This window comes from Vandammella animalimorsus, assembly GCF_002285265.1.
In the GTDB taxonomy this organism is placed as follows: domain Bacteria; phylum Pseudomonadota; class Gammaproteobacteria; order Burkholderiales; family Burkholderiaceae_C; genus Lampropedia.
The window spans coordinates 91,411-112,424 of record NZ_NSJB01000004.1 but is presented as its reverse complement, the minus strand read 5'-3'; the positions used below and the strand labels follow the sequence as shown (position 1 = coordinate 112,424).

At 66.0% G+C, this 21,014-nt stretch carries 17 protein-coding genes; 5 read left to right on the top strand and 12 right to left on the bottom strand.

Annotated features, from left to right (window positions below; all coding sequences use genetic code 11):
• Positions 1-111 precede the first annotated feature (111 nt).
• Together CK625_RS08125 and CK625_RS08120 are read left to right on the top strand one after the other, a co-directional pair.
• Positions 112-2,949, top strand: a complete 2,838-nt coding sequence (locus CK625_RS08125) for a DUF1631 family protein (RefSeq protein WP_095539807.1) — start codon at positions 112-114, stop codon at positions 2,947-2,949.
• Positions 2,950-3,476: 527 nt separating this feature from the next.
• Positions 3,477-3,884, top strand: a complete 408-nt coding sequence (locus tag CK625_RS08120) for a hypothetical protein (protein WP_095539806.1) — start codon at positions 3,477-3,479, stop codon at positions 3,882-3,884.
• Positions 3,885-4,140: 256 nt separating this feature from the next.
• Here the strand turns inward: CK625_RS08120 and CK625_RS08115 are convergent, their stop codons facing one another.
• The 8 genes from CK625_RS08115 to CK625_RS08080 all read right to left on the bottom strand — a co-directional run bounded on the left by CK625_RS08115 (position 4,141) and on the right by CK625_RS08080 (position 10,861).
• Positions 4,141-4,731, bottom strand: coding sequence for a YceI family protein (locus tag CK625_RS08115; protein WP_095539865.1), 591 nt, complete (start codon positions 4,729-4,731; stop codon positions 4,141-4,143).
• Between the two features lie 88 nt (positions 4,732-4,819).
• Positions 4,820-5,392: a YceI family protein gene (locus CK625_RS08110; protein WP_095539805.1), complete on the bottom strand. Its 573-nt coding sequence runs from the start codon at positions 5,390-5,392 to the stop codon at positions 4,820-4,822.
• 70 nt (positions 5,393-5,462) lie between these two features.
• Entirely contained in the window at positions 5,463-6,026 is a 564-nt protein-coding gene (locus tag CK625_RS08105) for a cytochrome b (protein WP_095539804.1), read from the bottom strand.
• Positions 6,027-6,148: 122 nt separating this feature from the next.
• Positions 6,149-7,057 carry an SAM-dependent methyltransferase TehB gene (gene tehB, locus CK625_RS08100; RefSeq protein ID WP_095539803.1) on the bottom strand — a complete coding sequence of 303 codons (909 nt, stop codon included), beginning with the start codon at positions 7,055-7,057 and terminating at the stop codon, positions 6,149-6,151.
• A gap of 96 nt (positions 7,058-7,153) precedes the next feature.
• Complete coding sequence (locus CK625_RS08095) at positions 7,154-7,987, bottom strand: metal ABC transporter permease (RefSeq protein ID WP_095539802.1); 834 nt, start codon at positions 7,985-7,987, stop codon at positions 7,154-7,156.
• On the bottom strand, positions 7,984-8,877 hold the full coding sequence (locus CK625_RS08090) for a metal ABC transporter permease (RefSeq protein WP_275250568.1): 894 nt from the start codon (positions 8,875-8,877) through the stop codon (positions 7,984-7,986). Before CK625_RS08090 ends, CK625_RS08095 begins: the two co-directional genes overlap by 4 nt.
• Positions 8,874-9,878 carry a manganese/iron ABC transporter ATP-binding protein gene (locus tag CK625_RS08085; protein WP_238945573.1) on the bottom strand — a complete coding sequence of 335 codons (1,005 nt, stop codon included), beginning with the start codon at positions 9,876-9,878 and terminating at the stop codon, positions 8,874-8,876. Before CK625_RS08085 ends, CK625_RS08090 begins: the two co-directional genes overlap by 4 nt.
• A complete protein-coding gene (locus CK625_RS08080) occupies positions 9,875-10,861 on the bottom strand; it encodes a metal ABC transporter substrate-binding protein (RefSeq protein ID WP_275250567.1) in 987 nt (328 codons plus the stop codon). The genes CK625_RS08085 and CK625_RS08080 overlap by 4 nt, the downstream gene beginning before the upstream one ends.
• 213 nt (positions 10,862-11,074) lie before the next feature.
• Between CK625_RS08080 and CK625_RS13710 the strand changes: the two genes are divergently transcribed.
• The 3 genes from CK625_RS13710 (at position 11,075) to CK625_RS08070 (ending at position 16,724) form a co-directional block, all read left to right on the top strand.
• Positions 11,075-11,281, top strand: coding sequence for a hypothetical protein (locus CK625_RS13710; RefSeq protein ID WP_143326228.1), 207 nt, complete (start codon positions 11,075-11,077; stop codon positions 11,279-11,281).
• Between the two features lie 164 nt (positions 11,282-11,445).
• Positions 11,446-14,217, top strand: a complete 2,772-nt coding sequence (locus CK625_RS08075) for an IPTL-CTERM sorting domain-containing protein (protein ID WP_172425120.1) — start codon at positions 11,446-11,448, stop codon at positions 14,215-14,217.
• A gap of 446 nt (positions 14,218-14,663) precedes the next feature.
• A complete protein-coding gene (locus tag CK625_RS08070; protein ID WP_172425119.1) occupies positions 14,664-16,724 on the top strand; it encodes a TonB-dependent receptor in 2,061 nt (686 codons plus the stop codon).
• A gap of 431 nt (positions 16,725-17,155) precedes the next feature.
• Here CK625_RS08070 and CK625_RS08065 read toward each other — a convergent pair whose 3' ends face one another.
• The 4 genes from CK625_RS08065 to CK625_RS08050 form a co-directional block, all read right to left on the bottom strand.
• Positions 17,156-17,653 (bottom strand): FKBP-type peptidyl-prolyl cis-trans isomerase, encoded by a 498-nt coding sequence (locus CK625_RS08065; protein WP_095539799.1) that lies wholly within the window; start codon positions 17,651-17,653, stop codon positions 17,156-17,158.
• A gap of 279 nt (positions 17,654-17,932) precedes the next feature.
• A complete protein-coding gene (locus CK625_RS08060; protein ID WP_095539798.1) occupies positions 17,933-19,420 on the bottom strand; it encodes a tripartite tricarboxylate transporter permease in 1,488 nt (495 codons plus the stop codon).
• Positions 19,421-19,424: 4 nt separating this feature from the next.
• Positions 19,425-19,913: a tripartite tricarboxylate transporter TctB family protein gene (locus CK625_RS08055; protein WP_095539797.1), complete on the bottom strand. Its 489-nt coding sequence runs from the start codon at positions 19,911-19,913 to the stop codon at positions 19,425-19,427.
• Between the two features lie 112 nt (positions 19,914-20,025).
• On the bottom strand, positions 20,026-20,982 hold the full coding sequence (locus tag CK625_RS08050) for a Bug family tripartite tricarboxylate transporter substrate binding protein (RefSeq protein ID WP_095539796.1): 957 nt from the start codon (positions 20,980-20,982) through the stop codon (positions 20,026-20,028).
• Positions 20,983-21,014: the final 32 nt, after the last annotated feature.

The following is a 21,014-nucleotide window of genomic DNA, read 5'->3' as shown; positions in this document are numbered from 1 at the left end:
GCAAGGTTTGCCCGAGGCCTTTGAACCGCTTCTGAGGGGCGCAGCGAGCAGGGCGGGGCTGCATTTGCGGGGCGGCGGCAGCTGTCTTTGAACATCCTGAGGGATCGCGGCATGGATACCCCCAATCCGAACGACTCCGAAACCCTGGCCAAAATGGCCAGGCAGCACTTCCTGCAAAGCCTGTGCACCAGCATCCCCGAGCTGGACCGGCTGGTGGTGCAGCGCTTCGAAGCCTTCAGCGACAGCGATTTCCGCGACCTGAACGCGCCCTCGGTGCCCATCCAGACCTGGTACCAGGACTATGTGCTGCAGCGGCGCAGCTGGGCCCAGGGCCTGCTGGACACCTGGCGCACGGCCTTTGTCGATCCCGTGCCGGTGAAAAAGCGCCGCTCGCTCGAAGGCCTGGCAGACATCGACGATCTGCAGCTCATCAGCGACGACGCCATCGAAGGCCTGATTGCCTCCTCGCGCATGAGCATGCAGGTGGCCGAGAAGGTGGATCCGGGCTTTACCGAACTGCGCAAGCGCCTGCTGCAGCTGGAGTACCAGCGCCTCGATCCCAACGACCCCGTGCAGCCGACGCAGGTGGCCGAGAACCTGGTCGATGCCTGGCGCCGCGCCGGCCTGCCCCAGGCCTGCTTTACCTGGGTCATGGAGGGCATCACCAAGGAATGGGCAGCCCTGCTGCTGCAGGCCTACAAAGCCAGCAACGTCTTTCTGGAAGAGCGGGGCATTGGCATCAAGCCCATCTCGGCCCCTGCGCCCTTGCAGGATGCAGCCGCCTCCAGAGGCCAGGGGCCGGCTGCGCCCCAGCCCGCGGCAGCGCAGGTGCCGGTGGCCATGCCCATGGTGCCAGGCGCCGTGATGGCCGGCGCGCCAGCCTATCAGCACATGGTGCCTGCAGGGGCCGTGGTGCATGCGCCAGCGGGGGCCATGCCGGTGGCAGGGACGGCGGCAGGGGCGGTGGCGACGCCCATGGGCGTGGTTGCTGGCGGTGCGGTGGCCGGCGGGGACGGCGCTGCTGCGCCTGGCCAGGTCGTGATGGGTGGCCCTGCCGTGGCCGCTGCGCAGGCCGTGGTCGCTGGCGAAGCCGTGCCGGCGGCGGAATTTTTGGCGCCGCAGATTCTCGTGCCCGGTGCACCGCTGCCTGTGGGGCCGGTGCTGCAGGCGCCGCAGGCGCGCTTTGGCCAACCGGCGCTGCAGCAGGTGCAGGCCTTGCAGCACGATGTGCTCACGCGCATGGCCTACGTCGTCGGCGATGCGGTGCAGGCCTCGCCGGGCGTGACCGCCAATGGCGATGTGCCCGAGACCCAGCCGACTGTGCTGACGCCGCGGCTGATGCAAGTCATGCAGGTGCAGCAGGCCCAGGTTGTCGAACAGCTCAAGGACGTGCAGGCGCAGACCGCATTCCAGAAGTCCTCGCCCGTGGCCAGCGCCCAGGTGGCGCAGCTGGCGCTGCAGCAGTCCCAGGTCATCAAGGAGGGGGCCGAGCAACCCAACGAAAAAGCCATCATCGAGCTGGTGGCCTTGATGTTCCAGAGTGTGCTGTCCGAAGACCGCGTGCCATCGGCCGTGCGCGTGCTGTTCGCCCGCCTGCAGGTGCCGGTGCTGCGCATTGCGTTGGCCGATCCGAGCTTCTTTACCGACATGGACCACACCGTGCGCCGCCTCATCGACCGCATGGGCAGTGCGGCCATGGGCTTTGACGGCGCCAACTTCCAGGGCAGTGCGCTGGAGCAGGAGCTGCGCCGCATCGTGCAGACCATCGAGCAGTACCCGGACATGGGCGTGAAAGTGTTCCAGCTGGCGCTGACCGAGTTCGAGCGCTTTTTGCAGAAATTCCTCTCCGAGAACCAACTGGCGGGCAAGGCCATGTCCGTGGCGCAGCAGGTGGAGGAGAAGGAAACCTTGCTGGTCAAGTTCACCATCGAGCTGCGCAAGATGCTGCAGGATCTGCCCATCCGTGAGGAAGCGCGCAGCTTTCTCTTCAAGACCTGGGCCGAGGTGCTGGCCGTCTGCGCCGTGCGCGAAGGCGTCAAAGGCCAGGAAACCCTGCGCTTCAAGCGCGCCGCGGCCTTGCTGATGTGGGCCTGCAGCGCCAAGTCCAGCAAGTCCGAACGCAGGCGCGTGGCACAGGCCCTGCCTGCGCTGCTGCAGCGGCTGCGCCAGGGCCTGGCCCTGGTGGGCGTGGTGGACATGGCGCAGCAGGCCATGATTGAGCAGGTCAATGCCTGGGTGCAGGAGGCCTTTCTGGCGCGCTCCAAACCCATTCCTGCCGATCAGCTCAAGCAGGTTTCGGCACGCCTGGAAAATCTGGAGAACTTCATTGGCCATGATGAAGTGGACGACATCCCCCTCAGCCGTGAGAACGTCGAGCTGATGCTGGGCGTGGAGCTGGCCGGTCTGATCGTGCTGGAAGAGCCCGCGCAGCCGCGGCCACTGAGCCCACAAGTGCTCGAATGGGCGCGCACGCGCACGGTGGGCGAGTCCTTCGACCTGATGACCCAGCGGGCGCCGGAGGCAGACCCCGTGGCCGTGCGCATGCAATACGTCTGGCACAGCAAGCAGCGGCATCTGCACGTGCTGTTGGCTGCCGATGGCCGCAGCTGTCTGCTGAAATTGCGCACGCTGGCGGCCTACTTCGATGCCGGCCTGCTGGTGCCCTTGGACCAAGAAGGGCTGATGCTGCGCGCCACCCGCGTGGCCTTGACTCAATACCAGCCGCCAGAAGAGCTTTTGACGGTGCATTCGCCCCTGCCGCCCAAGGCCATGCCACAGGCCGAGGCTGCGACTGATGCAAAGGCCGCAAAGGCCGTAGCCGGCCAGGACAGCCTGCTGGGCAGGCTGGAAGTGGATTTGCAGACCCACTTCAACGATGACGGCATGCCAGATGCCACGCGCGTCGTGCCGCTGGGCGGGCCTGCGGCGGGGCGGGGCCGGCCCGCCTGAAAGCAGGGCCTGCGCGGATCGCCGCGCCGAGTGCATTTGCGGCCTCTCCCGGGCAGCCTGCTGCGTTGCTTGCTCTTGCAATGGCTGGGGCCATGGCCGCCGGCGCGTGCCTTGCACCCCATCCCCCGATCCGCAGCGCTCACGGCAACACTGCGCTGGTGCGGACTTTCCCTAACTCATGGAAGCGTTCACTGTGTGAAAGCCCTAGTGGAATGTCAATTAATCGCAAAATAATTTAAAAAAATTGCAAACTATGGCCTCGCCACACTCCGTGGCTCCGCAGGTTGCAGTCCATGCCGCCTGCAGGGACAGGGTGCCGGTGCCGTAGTGGGCGCATCAGCAAAGAGGCTGCAATGGTTTGCAGGGCTTTGTTGCAAGATGCGATGGCTGCGGCGCTGGTCTTCAAGGAAGTGAGAGGCCCGCACACCAGGTGATGCGGGCGTTCAGAGTCTGGGAAAGCCTGTTCACGATCTCTGGCCCCATCGCGCCGAGATCTTGCACAGGCGCAGAGGAAAGGATGCGCTGTCATGTTGTATCTGGGAATTGATGTGGCCGATGCAGGGCTCGACTGCTGTGCCGTGCACCACCAGCCTGGTCAGCTCGAACAAAACCCCAAGGCGGTCAGTGGCCAAGTGCGTGGGGCAGATCACCTGCTGGGCTGGTTGCGCCAGAACTGGCCGGCCATGGCCTTCAACAAAATGCACGTCACCTTGTCTGGCGAGGCCAGGGGCAATGAGGCCGTGGAGTTGGCCTTGCGCGTCGTCGGGGTGCGCGTGGCCCGTGTCGATCAGCAAAAGGCTCGCCTGTTTGCCCGCACGGTGTTGGGCATCCGCTGCCAGCGCGAGCGCATCGACAGCCACGTGCTGGCGCTGTATGGCCTGCACACCCAGGCCTGGCGCGCCGCCCTGGCCACGCCTGTGCCGTTGGCCGCCTGAGTGCCTGCTCAAGCTCTTTGCACGGCTGGCAAGAAAGTGGATTTGGGCGCTCTGTGGCGCCCGCAAAGCCTCGCCATGGTTTTGCGGCCATGGCTGCGAGGTGTGCGCAGGGCAGGCGCCTTGCGGCCCATCTTCCAAACCGCTTCTTGCCCCCTCGCGCCGAGATTTTGAACAGGCTCTGTGAGCGCTTGTGCGCCCCGGGCCTGCGCCCGATCTGCAAGAGGCCGGCCGCGGCCTGCCCTGTGGCGCAGCGTGCTTACTTTGCCTTGGCCGCCTCGATCTGGATGATGATCTTCACGTCTTTGGCGGCGCCGTATTGGGTGGCGTAGTTCAGGCCCCAGCGGGTGCGGTCGATGCTCAGCTCGAAGTCGCCGCCGCAGGTCTCGCGGCCTTGCAGCATGCGGTTGGCGTAGCAGTTGAAGCGCTCGGCCTCGATGGTCACCGGGTGGGTCTGGCCCAGCAGCGTGAGCTGGCCGTGGATTTCGTTGATTTTGCCGTTGTCCTCGAAGACGAAACGCTCGCTGACAAAGCGCGCCGTGGCAAATTGCTCAGCGTTGAAGACATCGGCCGATTGCAGGTGCTTGTCAAAGCCGGGCGTGCCGGTGTTGATGGAGCGCATGTCGACACTGATGTCGGCCTGGCCGGTCTTGGCATCGCGGTCGAACTCGATGCTGCCCTGCACTTTGTCGAAACGCCCGCGGTTGGTGGAGGTGCCGTTGTGGTCGATCTCGAAAGTCACGAAGGTGTGATTGGGGTCGATGGTGTAGCTGGCCGCCTGTGCCGGCGCGGCCAGACACAGCAGGGCCGCGGCGCTGGCGGCGGCAAGCGTGAGGGAGCGTGAACGCATGGGGAAATCTCCTGTCGATGGGGGCGGGTAAAAATCCAGCGGCCCTTGCTTGCCTGCTTGCGCAGCACTGCGGGCCTGCTGGGCGTGTTCATTGGGCGGCATTCAGGCCTTCGATGGCCAGTTGAAACTGCACGCGCACCGGGTTGGCGACCACCGAGGTGTCGCTCCATTCGCCGGAGCCGACCTGGTAGGGCAGGCGCTCGATGGTGAAGCTGCCGCGGGCCATGGCGTGGCCGTTGGTCGCCTCCAGCCGCACGGGCACCTGCACGGGGTGGCTGATGTTCTTGATGGTCAGCGTGCCATGGGCCTGGTACTCGTTCTTGCCCGTGGCCTGGAGCTTGTCGAGGGCAAAGCGCGCCTTGGGGAAGGCTGCAGTGTCGAACCAGGCGGCTTTGCGCAGTTCCGCATCGGTCTGTGCGTCGCCCAGCGTGGCGCTGCCGGTGTCCACATCCAGGTGCAGGTCGCTGGCGGGCAGGTCGTCAAGCTTGAGGGCGATCTCGCCCTCAAAGGCCTTGAAGTGCCCGGTCACGGGCACGCCCAATTGCTCGAAAGTGAACTCGATGCGGCTGTGCTGGGCCAGCAGCTTCTGTTGCGCCCAGGCCGCAGGCGCCAGGCTGCAGCCCAGCGCGGCTGCGCTCAGCAGTGCAAGGGTTTTGGTCATGCAGGAACTCCTCTAGGAAAAAATGCCGGCTTTTGTGGCGGGCCGCGCGGCCTGGGCGGCGCAGCAGCGTTCAGGGGGCAGGCCGGCCCGGCCACATGCGCCGCAGCAGGCCATCGCGGTCGATGAAATGGTGCTTGCAGGCCGCCAGCACGTGCAGGCTGACCAGGCCGATCAGCGCAAATGCCGACCACTGGTGCCAGGGCTTGATGCGCTGGGCCAGCTGCGGGTCGGCGGCCACCCAGTCGGGCAGCGGCAGTTGGCCGAACAGCACGATGGGAAAGCCCGCCGCCGAGCTGTAGGCCCAGCCCAGCAGCGGCACGGCAAAGAACAGCAGGTACAGCGCGTGGTGCACGCCGTGGTGGGCCAGCCGCTGCCAGTGCGGCATGTGGCGCAGCATGGCCGGCGGCAGGGCTGGCGGCCGCCACAGCAGGCGTACCAGCAGGCGCAGGGCAGACAGCGCCAGAATCACCACGCCGGCCCATTTGTGCCAATTGATGAGCTTGAGCTTTTGCGGCGAAAAGGGCAGCTGCACCATGTACAGCCCAAGGCCGAATACGGCCACGATGGACAGGGCCAGCAGCCAGTGCAGCCAGATGGCCGGGCGGGCGTAATGGGTGGGGGCGGCAGCAGGCATGGTGGCGATTGAAGGCGCGGTGGGGGATGTGAGAGCAGGCGCTCAGGCACTGCCTGGTGGCAGCGCATCGCCGGTTGATTGGCGCTGTCGCGCAAAAGTTCCCGCCTGCCAGGGGCAGAATCTCAGCCCGCCTGGCTGTGCGGTTTGCGGGCCAGCAGCGTGGCAAAGCGCATGGCAATGGGCTGGCCGTTGGCGTCGTTTTTGTGCAAATGGCCCAGGTCTTCGTTGTACTTGAGCAGCTGCCAGTCGGCGTAGTGGGCGCGCAGCTCACCGGCGCGGAAGGTGAAGGGAAATGGCTGCGTGCAGGGGTAGTCGGCGCTGTCCATGGCGCAGACGATGAGGTGGTAGCCCCCAGGGGCCGTGGCGGCCTGCATCTGGGCCAGCAGCGCAGGCACGGCCTGCGGCTGCAGGAACATCAGCACCACGGTGCACAGCACGAGGTCGTACTGGCCTGCAGGGTCGATCAGCGGCTGGCTGGCGGCCTGGTTCAGATCGAGCTCTTGCCATTGCAATTGCGCCTGCAGGCCTTCTTGGCGGGCCAGCTCGGCCAGCTGCTGCAGCGCCTCGGTGTCGTGGTCCAGCGCCTGCACCTGCAGGCCTTGCAAAGCCAGGTACAGGCTGTTGCGTCCGCGGCCGCAGCCCACGTCCAGGGCGCGCGCCTGCGCGGGCAATTGCAGCTGCCCAAAGGCTTCGATCAGCTCCGAATGGGTGCGCGTGAGCCGGTGCTTTTTGGCGAAATAGTCCTCGCGCGTGCAGAGAAAGCGCAGCTGGCAGCGCACGTCGGCGCTGGCTGCGACGATGCGGTGCCATTGCTGCGGCGCAATCAGCGGCGGCTGCTGTTGTGGCGTGAAGGTGAAGCTCTGCAGCACCTGGCCGCTGGCGCTGGTCAGGGCAAAGTCCAGCGAGCCTTGCAGCACTTGCAGCTGCGCCCAGGTGCCCTCCTTGGTGTTGTGGTTGCGCATGAAGCCCGTGGGAATGGTGCTCTGCGTCCATTCGGGCATGGTCTTGTAGACGATCAGGTCTGGTGTCATGGCATGCAGTGCTGTTGTTGCGCAGGGCCGCTGCGCTCGTGTTGGGCTGTGGCATGCGCAGGCTGCAGGGCCTGGATGCCTGGGGATGAGTGGCTCTCAGGCCTGTTGCCTGCGCTCACCCCGCCAGGCCGAGCAGCCCAGCGCGATGAGGAAGAAGGCCCCCAGCAAAAGCACGATGGTAGGGGCAGGCGCGCTGTCGAGCAAGAAGCTCAGGTACACGCCCAGCAGCGCGGCGGCCACGGCGATGGCGCAGGCCAGCAGCAGCATGCGGCCAAAGGTGCGCACCAGCAGCAAGGCAGTGGCGCCCGGCGCGATCAGCAGCGCAATGGCCAGCACCAGCCCCACGGCCTTGAGGCTGGCCACCACGGCCAGCGAGACGGCCATCAGCAGGCTGTAGTGCAGCAGCGTGCAGCGCAGGCCCATGGTGTGCGCCTGCACCGGGTCGAAGGCGTGCAGCAGCAGGTCGCGCCATTTGAGTGCCATCCAGGCGCTGATGCCCAGCGCAATGGCGCCGGCCTGCCACAGATCGGCAGGCAGCACGCCCAGCGGGTCGCCAAAGAGGATGTGCTCCAGGTGCACGTTGCTGCGCACCCAGCCGTGCAGCAGCAGCCCCAGCGCGAACAGGCCGGAGAACACCACGCCCATGACCGTATCCTGCTTGATGCGGCTGTTGCGGTGCACGTAGCCCGTGGCGGCGGCGCAGAACAGCCCGGCGGCAAAGGCCCCGGCGGCCAGCGGCAGGCCCAGCAGGTAGGCCAGCACCACGCCCGGGAACACGGCATGGGCGATGGCATCGCCCAGCAGCGCCCAGCCCTTGACGACCAGCAGGCAGGACAGCAGCGCCGTGGGCACGGCGACGATGGCCGCGATCAGCAGCGCCTGGCGCATGAAGTCGAACTGCAGCGGTTGCAGCAACAGCTCCAGCGTCATGGCCGCCCCCCTTGCTGCGCGCCGGGCGGCGGGCGCTGCCTGCGCTGCCGGGCGGCCAGCAGGCCGTGCTTGGGTGCAAAGACGAAGGCCAGCAGAAACAGTGCCGTTTGCAGCAGCACGATGACCGCGCCGGTGGCGCCGTCGAGGAAATAACTGGCATAGGCCCCGGCCAGGCTGCTGCCGGCGCCCAGCGCCACGGCGATGGCGATGACGCGGCCGAAGCGGTCGCTGAGCAGGTAGGCCGTGGCGCCGGGGGTGACGATCAGTGCGATCACCAGCAGCGCCCCCACGGCCTGCATGGCGGCCACGCTGCTGGCGGCCAGCAGCGCGAAGAACAGCAGCTTGAGCGGCGCCGGGCGCAGGCCCACGCTGCGCGCGTGGCCCTCATCGAAGAACAGCAGCATCCAGTCCTTCCACTTGAGCAGCAGCACCAGCAGCGTGACGCCGCCAATGAGCAGGATCTGCACGGTATCGCCCCAGGTGATGGCCAGCACATTGCCCAGCGCAATGCTTTGCAAATCCACGCGGCTGGGCCAGAGCGAGATCATGAACAGCCCCAGGCCGAAGAACAGCGTGAAGACCAGGCCGATGACCACATCCTCCTTGAGGGCCGTGCGCTGGCGCAGCAGCACCATGGCGCCGGCGGCCAGCGCGCCGGAGAAGAACGCGCCCAGCGAGAACGGCAGGCCCAGCAGATAGGCGCCCGCCACGCCGGGCACGATGGCGTGCGAGAGCGCATCGCCGATCAGCGACCAGCCCTTGAGCATCAGAAAGCAGGACAAAAAGGCGCAGACCGCGCCAATCAGCGCCGTCACCAGCATGGCATTGCGCATGTAGGCGTAGCCAAAGGGCTCCAGCAGCAGCGGCAGCAGGCCGGCGGCGTCGCTCATGGCTGCGACTCCTGGGGCTGGGTCCGGCTGGCGCTGCCCGGCTGTGGCAGGCCGCGCACGCTGGTGCGGCCATCGACCAGCACCAGCGGGCGCTCGTCGTCGGTCATGATGCCGACGATGGCGCCGCTGCCGCCGCCGTGCGCCTGCGGCAGATCGAAGTGGCGCAGCAAGCCACCGAAGGCGCGCGCCAGGTTCTCGTGGGTGAAGACCTCGGCCGTCGGGCCCGAGGCCAGCACCGTGCCCTTGATGAGCACGGTGCGGTCGCAGAACTCGGGCACGCTGCCCAGGTTGTGCGTGGACACCAGCATCACCCGGCCTTCGCGCTGCAGCGTGCGCAGCAGCGCGATGATGGCCTCCTCGGTCTTGACGTCCACGCCGGTGAAGGGCTCGTCCAGCAAGATGACGCGCGCCTGCTGGGCCAGCGCCCGCGCCAGGAAGACGCGTTTTTTCTGCCCGCCCGAGAGCTCGCCGATCTGGCGCTTGCGCTGCGCCAGCAGGTCCACGCGCGAGAGCGCCTCGTGCACCGCAGCGTGATCGGCGGCGCTGGGGCGGCGCAAAAAGCCCATGTGGCCGTAGCGGCCCATCATCACCACGTCCTCGACCAGCACCGGGAAGTTCCAGTCCAGCTCCTCGCTTTGCGGCACGTAGGCGATCAGGTTGCGGCGCAGCGCCTGCTGCACCGGCATGCCCAGCACCCGTACCTGGCCTTGCACCGGGCGCAGAAAACCCATGATGGCCTTGAACAGCGTGGACTTGCCGCTGCCGTTGACGCCCACCAGCGCGGTGATGCTGCCGGTGGGTGTTTCGAAGCTGGCGTCGTGCAGCGCCGTGGTGCCATTGCGGTAGGTGATGCGCAGCCCATGCACGGCAATGCCGCTGCCATCGCTGCCGGGCGCGGCGGCCTGCGGCGCAGGCGCGGCCACGGCCGGTGGTGCGGCCTCGGCTACGGCCATGTTCTCGATGGCCTCGGTGGCGGGCAGGGGCTGGCGTTGGGCGCTCACGGTGTCAGGCCCTTGGCAATGGTTTCGCTGGTCACGCGCAGCAGGTCCAGGTAGGTGGGCACCGGGCCGTCGGCCTCGGTCAGCGAATCCACGTACAGCACGCCGCCGTAGTGGATGCCGGCCTCGCGCGCCACCTGCTGCGCCGGCGCCGGGGAAATCGTGCTCTCGCTGAAGATCGCCGGGATCTTGTGCTCGCGCACGGCGTCGATGACGCGGCGCACCTGCTGCGGCGTGCCTTGTTGGTCGGCGTTGATGGGCCATAGGTACAGCTCGCGCAGGCCGAAGTCGCGCGCCAGATAGCTGAACGCCCCCTCGCTGCTGACCAGCCAGCGGCGCTCCTGGGGCAGTTGCTCCAGCGTGCTGCGGATCGGTGCGATGGCCGCCTCGATGCGCTGCTTGTAGGCATTGGCATTGGCCGTGTAGGTGGCGGCATGGGCCGGGTCGTGCTGCACCAGCGCATCGCGGATGTTGTCCACATAGACCATGGCGGCCGCGGGCGACATCCAGGCGTGTGGGTTGGGCTTGCCGGCATACGGCCCCTGGGCGATGTCGATCGGCGTCACGCCCTTGGAGACGACGGCGCTGGGCACGCCATCGAGGCGCTGGTAGAAGCGCTCGAACCAGGACTCCAGGTTCAGCCCGTTCCACAGAATCAACTGCGCGCCCTGGGCCCGCACCAGATCGCCCGGCGTGGGCTGGTAGCCGTGGATTTCCGCGCCCGGCTTGGTGATGGACTCGACCGTGGCCGCATCGCCAGCCACATTGCGGGCCATGTCGGCAATGATGGTGAAGGTGGTGACAACCTTGAACTTCTTGTCAGGGGCCGCCGCCGGTTGCGATTGCGCCAGCGCGGCGCTGCTGGCGCACAGGCCACTGAGCAACAGCGCGGCCAGCAGCCAGGGCATGCGGCGCAGGCGCTGCAACAGGCTGGGCAAGCCCTGCAGGCCACGGATGAAGAAGGGGAAAACGAGGGATTCAGACATCGGCAGCTCTTGGAAAAAGAAATGGACAGACGCGCGCGACGGCGCCGTGTATGGCTGGCTTGTGGCTGGCTGTGGCACTGTATAGCCAGTGCTAATCCATTCTAATATAGCTGCCGCTATACCGCCTGGGGCTGCCATGCGGCATGGGCAGCGAGCGCATGCAGAGGCGGAGAAGCACAGCAGGCACAGCCCCAGGACACACAGCAGGCGCCCGTGCAATCGGCCCGCACTCAGGTGCTGGACCTGCAGGCCAGGCTTGAGCTCTTATTGCAAAGCGCTGAACTGCTGTGTGTGGCCGACCCGGTGCTTAAGCAGGCGCAGAAGTGGCTGGCCAGCAGGCAGTCCATGCTCATCCTCTGTGACATGCAGGGCAAGGTGCTGCGCGCCACCGGCGACAGCCGCTTGTGCAAACTGCACTGAGCGCCAAACAGAAAAACCTGGAAAATTATTTTTGAAAACAAATAGTTGTATCGATAACTGAAACGCAAATCTGGAAATACAATCGGTGTCCGAACGTATCCAGAATCTTTGGGGCGCAGACAAACCTTGCCTGCGCCCAGCCATTTTTCATGAGGAGATCAGCCATGCCTTCTGCCGAGAAATCAGAACCTACAGGGCAGCGGCCCATGCACTGGCACTGGGGCGCGGCCCTGGCCTTGCTGGGCGTGGCGGGTGCCGTGCATGCACAAACGCCGCCGCTGAGTATTGATGAAACCTTTCGCAATGCAACAGCGCCCGACTGGAGCCTGCTGGGGCCTGTTGGAGGCACTGCGTCTGACCCTGCCGTGCTGACGGCCGCACCTGGCGGCATAGATGCGCCCGGCGAAGGCTGGCTGCGCCTGACCAAGGCGGCTGCGGCACAAGCGGGAACGGCCTTGTACAAACAAGCATTCAGCTCCAGCAAGGGTGTGGATGTGAGCTTCCAGTACGCCACCTGGGGCACGAACAGTGGCCAGGGCGGGGACGGCTTCACCTTCTACCTGATCGACGGCGCAGAGGCCGACCCGGTGGTTGGCGCTCGCGGCGGCAGCCTGGGCTATTCCTGGGGGAATTACGGGGCCGGGGTCAAAAGCGGTTACGTCGGCATTGGCTTTGACGAATACGGCAACTTCTCCCATCCCACATTTGGGGTTTGCGAAGTGGGCCCGAATGTGACGGTATGCGATCGTCTTCAGCATCGGGTTGCGGTGCGCGGCTCCGGGCACCTGCGGGGCTTTGCGCCTGGCGATGTGCAGAACCAAACCACCGGCTTCAAGCTGCTGCACAACAAGATGCCGACGATGCCGCCACCCGATACGACGATCTTCACGGGCAGTCGCGATGGCGCCAAAAATGTGCGCATCGTCATCACACCGGGCCCGGAGGTCAAGCTGACGGTCATTCTCGAAGGCCAGACCATCGTCGATCAGCTGCCGCTGACGCAGGCCAATGGCGATCCTGTCGATGGCATGGCTGCTTTGCCAGCCACCTTCAAAATGGGCTTCAGCTCCAGCACCGGCGGCGCCATCAACCACCATGAAATCCGCAACCTGACGGTGCGCCAGGCGCAGCTGGAGGCAACGTCCGACAGCTACAGCACGCCCCATGGGCAAGCCCTGAACGTGGCCGCCGACGCCCCCAATGCCCTGGGCGCCAACGACTTGGGCATCCTGCCCGGGGCCGTGTACTCGCTGGAAGGCCAGGTCACCGGTGGCACAGCCACTGTCAATGGCGATGGCAGCTTCAGTTTCGAGCCTGCGGCCGACTTTGCTGGCGATGCCACTTTTACCTACAAAGTCTGCAACCAGCCAGCCACCAACCCGGCCAACTGCAAAACGGCTGTAGCGACCGTGGTGGTGGGCCCCAATGCACAGCCGGACGCAGCCACGACCACAGTGGGCCAGCCAGTCAATGGCAACCTGAAGGACAATGACACGGTGCCAGCGGGCGCGACCTACAAGCTCAAGACCGCCCCGAACGCGGCGCAGGGCACGGCCACGGTCAATCCCGATGGCACCTACACCTTCACGCCGGCGGCAGGCTTCTCGGGCGATGCCAGCTTCACCTACGAGGTGTGCTCTGGCCCCGGCGGTACCGATCCCTGTGCTGAAGCCACGGTGACCGTCAAGGTCAACCCCAAGGCCACGACCGACAGCTACAGCACGGCGCTGAACACCGAGCTGCCCGTCGATGCATCGCGCAACCTGGGCGCCAACGACGACAAGCCGAACAATGCCAAGTTCTCGCTGGTGATGCCGCCTGCGGCTGCGCAAGGCACGGCCACGGTCGAGCAGGATGGCACCTTCAGCTTCAAGCCTGCACAGGACTTCGTCGGTGACGCCACCTTCAGCTACAAGGTCTGCAACGAGGCAGGCACGCACTGCAGCGCAGACACGAGCGTGACGGTGAAAGTCAGCGCCACAGTGCCACAGGTGCAGGGCGACAGCGCCACAACCACGGTGGACCAGCCAGTCAATGGCAATCTGAAGGCCAACGACACAGTGCCAGCAGGCGCGACCTACAAGCTCAAGACCGCCCCGAACGCGGCGCAGGGCACGGCCATGGTCAATCCTGACGGAACGTACACCTTCACGCCCGCGCAGGGCTTCTCGGGCGATGCCAGCTTCACCTACGAGGTGTGCTCTGGCCCCGGCGGTACCGATCCCTGTGCTGAGGCCACAGTGACCGTCAAGGTCAACCCCAAGGCCACTGCCGACAGCTACAGCACGGCGCCGAACACTGAGCTGCCCGTCGATGCATCGCGCAACCTGGGCGCCAACGACGACAAGCCGAGCAACGCCAAGTTCTCGCTGGTGCCCGGCAGCGCCACGAACGGCACGGCCACGGTCAACCCGGATGGCACCTTCAGCTTTACGCCTGCGCAGGGTTTCGTCGGTGACGCCACCTTCAGCTACAAGGTCTGCAACGAGGCAGGCACGCATTGCAGCGCAGACACGAGCGTGACCATCAAGGTGTCAAGCACCCCAGCGGTTCAGCCGGACGAGTTCACGGGGGCTCCTGGTCAGCCGATCAAGGGCAATGTCGGTATCAACGATGTCGCGCCGCCCAATGCAGTGTTCTCGCTGGTGCCCGGCACGGAGCCTGATCCTGCAACCCAGGGCGCGCTGGAGTTCAAGGCCGATGGCAGCTTCACCTTCACGCCTGTGCAAGGCTTCACTGGCGCGGTGAGCTTCGACTACCAGATGTGCACCGGCCCAGGCGGCACAGCCCCCTGCCTGCGAGCCACGGTGCGCTTGAATGTACAGGCCCTGGTGTTGCCTTCGACTGTGCCTGTGCCGGCACTCAACCTCTGGTCGCTGCTGAGCCTGAGCGCACTGCTGGGTGTGTTTGGCCTGCGCCGCCGCCAGCGCCAGTGATGTGAACACCATCACACAGAAGGCCGCACCCGTAAGGTTGCGGCCTTTTTCTTTGTGTAGGCCCATGTTGTTGCATGCCATGCCTGGCTGAGAAATTTTGCCAAGCCCAGGCCTGGCAAGCATTTCTTTGGTTTTGCGTCACTGTATGATTTGCGCCCACTAAAAAATGTGGGCAAGACGGACCATTAAGGCCATCTGAAATTCCTCAATATTGCCCCACCCACGAGAAGTTGCCGCAGCCACCTTAATGGATGCGTTTGTTGATGCATTGACTCTCAAGTGGAGATGGAGCCATGAGTTTTTCCAGGGTTGACCACATGCCTTGCTTGGTCGAACACACGCTGGTGTGTGCGGCGGTGCTGGGTGCATTGGCCTGTTGTGCCGTTCCGGCTGCGGCCCAGTCTGCAGGGCAAAGCCTGCCAGCGCCAAGGGTGCGTCAGGCGGTTGTGGAAGATGTCCCGGCCGCAGCTCCCAAGGCTGAGGAGCTGCCTGCTGTCGAGATCACAGGCTCGTCGGCCGTGCCTCAGGCCGATACGCAGGCTTACGTACGCCCGCAGCGCGCCAGCGTGAGCCGCGCCGACATCGACGCCAAAGACACGCCCTTCACCATCGAGACGGTGGACATGCAGGCCAACCGCGAGCACGGCTACCAGGACCTGGGGCAAATGCTCGAAGGCGTCGCTGGCGTGGATGCCGGCTATGGCGCCTGGTACGACAGCATTCTTATCCGCGGCTTCGATGCCGACATGGGCGATATCTACCGCGACGGCATTCGCACCGGCGGCAATTTCCGCCGCAGCACCTCCAACGTCGAGCGCATCGAAATCCTCAAAGGCCCGGCCTCGGTGCTGTATGGGCGCAGCCAAGGCGGCGGCGTCGTCAACATGGTCAGCAAGAAGGCCAGCTTTGACGCCCACAGCAGCGCCAGTCTGCGTGCCGGCAGTTGGGGCCGCCGCGGCGCGGCGTTGGATTTCAACCGTGTCATTGGCGAGCAACTGGCCGTGCGCCTGAATGCCGATTTTGACCGCGGCCATTCCTTCCGCCCCCTGATCAAGAACCGCAACAAGCTGCTCTCGCCCAGCGTGCTCTGGCGCTCGACCGACCGCCGCCTGCAATGGGAAGGGCAGTACACCTGGGAGAACCGCTGGTACGTTCCCGATCGCGGCCCAGTCAAGAACGAATACGACGCCATGGGGCTGCGCTTTAACTACGGCTTTGCCCGCCCTGGCGACTACATCGACAACACCATGCGCATGGCCAGCTCCAAGTTGCAATACCAGATGCTGCCCGACTGGCGTCTGGAATGGACCTTGGGCTGGCTCGCGCAACACCACGACTTCGACCACTTTTATCTGGGCAGCTACAACGCCGCCAGCGGTCTGTTCAACCCCAATTACTCCTGGGTGGACCAGACGCAGCGCACCCTCAGCAACAGCCTGGCGCTGCATGGCCAGTTCAAGACCGGGCCGCTGCGCCACCGCCTGATGCTCGGCTACGACTTCACCGATGAACGCAACGAAGGCGACTCGGGCGCGCTCTTGTTCAGCACACGCTTTGGCGTCAACCCGCACGATCGGGCCGGTTGGCCCGCCAACACACACCGCCTGGTGCCCGGCGGCGGGCACAGCCAGTACAGCTCGCGCGCGCATGCGCTGTTGTTCAATGACGTCATCGAGCTGACGCCTGCGCTCAAGCTCGCCCTGGGCGGGCGCTACGACCGCTACGACTACGGCTTCAGGCTCAGCCGCTATGGCGCGCACGACTTTGAAGGCTCCAGCTTCAGCCCCAGCGCCGGCCTGGTCTGGACGCCCCACCCCGATCACAACCTCTACGCCTCCTGGTCGCGCAGCTTCTCGCCGCTGGGCGGAAACGGTTACTTGCTCACCCTGCGCAGCAATCCCGCCAAACTCGACAGCGAGCCGCAATACAACAAGCAAATCGAAGTCGGCATCAAAAGCGAATGGCTGGACAGACGCTTGAGCAGCACCCTGGCGTTCTACCAGCTCAGCAAGCACAACATCCGCTACCAGCCCGATCCGGTCAATGACCCCGATCGCTACGAAGTCGCCGGCCTGCACCGCACGAGGGGCATCGATTTCAGTCTGACCGGGCAGATCAATGCGCATTGGCATGTACGAGCCTCCCTGGGCCTGATGTCGCCCAAGATCGTGCAAGACGCAGGCAACCCCAAACGCGAAGGCCGTTACCTCTCGGGCGCCAGCCGTCGTCAGGCCGGCCTGGCCGTGCGCTACGTAGCCCCTGCCAGCCAATGGTTTGCCGAGCTCAGCAGCGCGCACACAGGCAAGCGCTACCCCAACCCGCCAGCCAGCTATGACACGGCCATCGCCGGCTACACACGCTTTGACGCCCTGCTGGGTTGGCGCATTGCGCCGGACCTGCAAGCAGTCTTCGCCGTACAAAACCTGGCCGACAAGCAGTACTGGCGCAATTCCCACATGCCGGGCGAGCCGCGCTCGTTCATGGTGCGCGTGAACTATGAGTTCTGAGCAGCGCCTGCGCAAAGGCTTTGCGTGGCAGGCAATGAGGGCGATTGCTGCGGTCTGCGGCGCCCGCAAAGCCTCGTCATGGCTGTATAGCTGCGCCATGGCTGCCAGGCGCACGCAAGGTGGCGCCTTGCAGCCCATCCCAGAGCCACTTCTCGCTCACCCGCACTGAAGTTCCCAACAGGCTCTGAGGGTTGGGGCCATGGCATTGCTGTGTCAGTGTGGCGCTGGCGCTGCAGCGTGCGCCCCACAGCGCACCGGCCATAGCGGCAATGGTGTTTGGTGTCGCCTTGGCAGGCAACGGCAAAACGCGCCAGCGGCTCGAAAATCACGGCGCCTTCCATGCTCTGCGGATGGGGCGTGCGTGATTTCGTCTGAGTGGCGCGGGCCTGCGCCAGCTTTCGCCGACTCGCGCCGAGATGTTGCACAGGCGCTCAGTGCTGGTGGCCGTGCGCGCCATGGGCGTGGCGGTGCTGGATTTCCTCGGGTGTGGCAGGGCGGATGGCCAGGATGCGCACCACGAAGCGCACGTGTTGGCCAGCCAGCGGGTGGTTGCCGTCGAGCTGCACTTGCTGGCCCTTGATCTTGGCCACGCGCAGCAGCTGGGGCGCGCCATCGGGGCCGGGGCGCTGGACTTGGCCGCCGACTTTGGTGCCAGGCGCAAGCTCGGATTTGTCGATGGTGAGCACCAGGTTTTCGTCGCGCTGGCCAAAGCCGTCGCCAGGCGGCAGGTCGATGGTGGTGGCATGGCCCACGGCCTGGCCCTGCAGGGCCGCCTCGATCTTGGGCAGCAGGTTGTCGTAGCCGCCGTGCAGGTAGGCGACTTGCTCGGCCTTGGCCTGCATGGGCCGGCCTTTGGCATCGTCGATGCGGTAGCGGATGGTGACCACGGTGTTGGCTTCGACGCGGGGTGCGGTGGAGTGTTGGGACATGGGTTGCGCAGAGCGGAAAAACGGTGAAGTGAAGTGCCGATCGCAAGATGGCGCGCGGCTGCCCAGGGCTTGGGCGAGCGCCATTCTATGGAAGGCCGGGTGCGGCAAGCGCGCAAACGCGGCCTGGGCGCTGGCCGTGCAAGCCGCCGCGGCGCATCCACTCCGACCTGGGGCGAGCGCGGTGCGCGAGGGTTTGGAGGGCAGGCGGCGCAGAGATGGAAGAGCACAGACGCGCTGCTGGTGCGGGCAGTGCGGGCCGTGCGGGTGGCGCGCGCAAGGTCATGCCATCTTGCGCAACCTGCGCAGCAGGATGGGGGCCAGCAGCGTCAGCAAGGCCAGCGTGAGGAATGTGATGGACACCGGGGAGCCGACCAAAACCTTGAAATGCCCCTGCCCGGCGGCCAGCGCCGTGCGCAGCTGTGTTTCGGCCACTGGGGCCAGGATCATGCCGATGAGCAATGGCGCGATGGGAAAGCCATACACCCGCATGGCGTAGCTGAGCAGCCCCAGCGCGGCCATCAGCGCCATGTTGAATACCGAGCCTGAGATGCCCCAGATGCCCAGCATGGCAAACACCAGAATGCCTGCGTACAGCTGCGGCTTGGGAATCAGCAAGAGCCGCACCCACAGGCCCACCAGCGGCAGGTTGAGCACCAGCAGCATCAGGTTGCCGATGTAGAGCGAGGCGATCAGGCCCCAGACCAGATCGGGATTGCTGGAGAAGAGAAAGGGGCCGGGCTGCAGGCCATAGCCCTGGAATGCGGCCAGCAAAATGGCGGCCGTGGCCGAGGTGGGCAAGCCCAGCGTCAGCAGCGGCACGAGGACGCCGGCTGCGGCGGCATTGTTGGCGGCCTCGGGGCCGGCCACGCCCTCAATCGCCCCCTTGCCGAACTCTTCTGGCTTGGCCGCGAGTTTTTTCTCCAGCGTGTAGGAGAGCATGGTCGGGATCTCGGTGCCGCCGCCGGGAATGGCGCCCATGGGAAAGCCCAGCGCCGTGCCGCGCAGCCAGGGCTTCCATGAGCGGCGCCATTCCTGCCTGGTCATGAAGACCTGGCCCTGGATGGGGATGATGTGCTCGTCGCCTGCGCGGTAGCGGCTGGCCACGTACAGGATCTCGCCCACGGCGAATACGGACACCAGCACCACCGTCAGCTCCACGCCATCGAGCAGCTCGGCCATGCCCAGTGTCATGCGGGGCTGGCCGGTCATGGCATCGATGCCCACCAGCCCCAGCGCCAGCCCGATGAACAGGGACACGAAGCCCCGCACCCGCGATGCCCCCATGACCACCGCCACAGACGTGAAGGCAAGCACGGTGAGCGCAAAAAAATCCGCTGGCGTCAGCACGAAGGCCAGCTCCGCCACCACGGGCGCTGCAAAAGTCAGCGCCAGCGTGGCAATGGTGCCGGCCACGAACGAGCCGATGGCCGCGGTGGCCAGGGCGGCTGCGCCGCGGCCGGCCCGCGCCATCTTGTTGCCCTCCAGCGCCGTCATCATGGAGCCCGCCTCGCCAGGGGTGTTGATGAGGATGGAGGTGGTCGAGCCGCCATACATGGCGCCGTAGAACACGCCGGCAAACATGATGAAGGCCGCCACGGGCCCGACCGACACCGTCACCGGCAGCAGCAAGGCAATGGTCAGCGCCGGGCCAATGCCCGGCAGGATGCCAATGGCCGTGCCCAGGATCGAGCCCAGCAAGGCCCAGCCCAGATTGGCCGGCGTGAGCGCGATGGAAAAGCCGTGCAGCAGGTGTTGCAAGGTGTCCATGGCTTCAGCCCCTCTTGCTCATGAGGGGCAGAAAATCGCCCAGCTGCAGCCCCAGCGAGCCAAACAGCCACCAGCCTGCGCTGCCCAGCAGCAGGCCGATGAGCAAATCCATGCCCACGCGGCGCGAGCCCAGGGCCCGCGCCACCAGCATGAACGAGAGCATGGCCGTCAGCGGCAGCCCCAGGGGGCGAAGCAACAGCGCCGGCAGCGCAATGGCCACCAATGCCGTGACGAAGGCGCGCCGGTCCATGGGGCGGCTGGCGTCCACGTTTTCCGCATCGTCGGGCTCGAACGCCACGCCCTGGGCGACCTGCACCAGCAGCAGCACGCCCAGGATCAGCAAGCCGCCGCCCACGCCCATCAAGGCCATGCCCGGCCCGATGCTGGCGTACTGCGCCGTGGCTGGCAGCTGCGCTGCCGAATACAGGCAGACGCCGCCCAGCGCCAGCACCGCCAGGCCCAGCCACCACGGCCTGCTGTGGGTTGTTGTCATCGTCTCGTCTCCTGGAGGCTGTGCATTTGCTGAAGGCGCTCGCATTGAAGGGGCGATGCAGCCAGGCGGGGCCTGGCAGGCCCAAGCGTTGCGCGCTGCTGCCGCGCTGGGCTCATCGGGCCAGGCCTGCGTCCTTCAGGATTTGGTTGATGCGCAGTGTCTCGGCCTCGATGAAGCGGGCGAACTCATCGCCTGGCAGGAAGTAGGGCTCCCAGCCCTGGCGCTCCAGCACTGCCTGCCATTGGGGCGAGGCATTGAGCTTGGCAAAGCGCTCCACCCATTGCTGGTGGTTGGCCTGCGGCATCTCGGGCGCGCCCAGAATGCCGCGCCAGTTGGCGATTTCCACGTCGTAGCCCTGCTCCTTGAAGGTGGGGATGTCTGGCGCCGCTTTGATGCGCTCGGCCGTGGTGATGCCCAGAATGCGCACCCGGCCCGCCTGGGCAAACTGGCGAAATTCAGAAATGCCGGAAATCCCGCCCTTGAGCGTGCCGTTGACGATGCCCGTGACCGTATCCGCGCCGCCTGCCTGGGGGATGTAGTTGATGGCCGAGACCGGCACCTCGGCGCTTTGGGCCAGCAGGGCCAGGGCAATGTGATCGACGCCGCCGGCCGAGCCGCCGCCCACGGGCATGGCGCCCGGGTTGGCCTTGAACGCGGCGACGAACTCCTGCAGCGACTGGTAGGGGGAGTCGGCCTTGACGGCCAGCACCAGGTATTCGGCCGTCAGGCGGGCAATGGGCTTGAAGTTGGCCAGCTGCACCGGCGATTGGTTCAAGGTGATGGAGCCCACTGTGATGGCGCCAAACACCGCCATGGCATCGGGCTTGCCCTTTTGCGCGCGCTGGAACTCGGCCAGGCCAATGGTGCCGCCGGCGCCGCCGCGGTTGCTGAAGTTGACCGTGCCGGTATAGAAGCCGGCCTCCTTCATGGCCTGGAAGGACTGGCGGCCGGTCGCATCCCAGCCGCCGCCTGGGTTGGCGGGCAGCATGACGTTGACCTGCGCTTGCGCGGCGCCCAGGCACAGCACGGTGGCGGCCAAGGCCGCCTTGACGAAACGGCGAAATTGCATGTGGGTCTCCTGAATACCTTGTGGTTGAAAGC

Coding starts and splice junctions, on each gene's coding strand:
- CK625_RS08080 (WP_275250567.1), bottom strand. CDS start 10,861: ATGTCTGAATCCCTCGTTTTCCCCTTCTTCATCCGTGGCCTGCAGGGC.
- CK625_RS08065 (WP_095539799.1), bottom strand. CDS start 17,653: ATGTCCCAACACTCCACCGCACCCCGCGTCGAAGCCAACACCGTGGTC.
- CK625_RS08105 (WP_095539804.1), bottom strand. CDS start 6,026: ATGCCTGCTGCCGCCCCCACCCATTACGCCCGCCCGGCCATCTGGCTG.
- CK625_RS08055 (WP_095539797.1), bottom strand. CDS start 19,913: ATGACAACAACCCACAGCAGGCCGTGGTGGCTGGGCCTGGCGGTGCTG.
- CK625_RS08120 (WP_095539806.1), top strand. CDS start 3,477: ATGTTGTATCTGGGAATTGATGTGGCCGATGCAGGGCTCGACTGCTGT.
- CK625_RS08050 (WP_095539796.1), bottom strand. CDS start 20,982: ATGCAATTTCGCCGTTTCGTCAAGGCGGCCTTGGCCGCCACCGTGCTG.
- CK625_RS08110 (WP_095539805.1), bottom strand. CDS start 5,392: ATGACCAAAACCCTTGCACTGCTGAGCGCAGCCGCGCTGGGCTGCAGC.
- CK625_RS08115 (WP_095539865.1), bottom strand. CDS start 4,731: ATGCGTTCACGCTCCCTCACGCTTGCCGCCGCCAGCGCCGCGGCCCTG.
- CK625_RS08075 (WP_172425120.1), top strand. CDS start 11,446: ATGCCTTCTGCCGAGAAATCAGAACCTACAGGGCAGCGGCCCATGCAC.
- CK625_RS08125 (WP_095539807.1), top strand. CDS start 112: ATGGATACCCCCAATCCGAACGACTCCGAAACCCTGGCCAAAATGGCC.
- CK625_RS08090 (WP_275250568.1), bottom strand. CDS start 8,877: ATGAGCGACGCCGCCGGCCTGCTGCCGCTGCTGCTGGAGCCCTTTGGC.
- CK625_RS08060 (WP_095539798.1), bottom strand. CDS start 19,420: ATGGACACCTTGCAACACCTGCTGCACGGCTTTTCCATCGCGCTCACG.
- CK625_RS08095 (WP_095539802.1), bottom strand. CDS start 7,987: ATGACGCTGGAGCTGTTGCTGCAACCGCTGCAGTTCGACTTCATGCGC.
- tehB (WP_095539803.1), bottom strand. CDS start 7,057: ATGACACCAGACCTGATCGTCTACAAGACCATGCCCGAATGGACGCAG.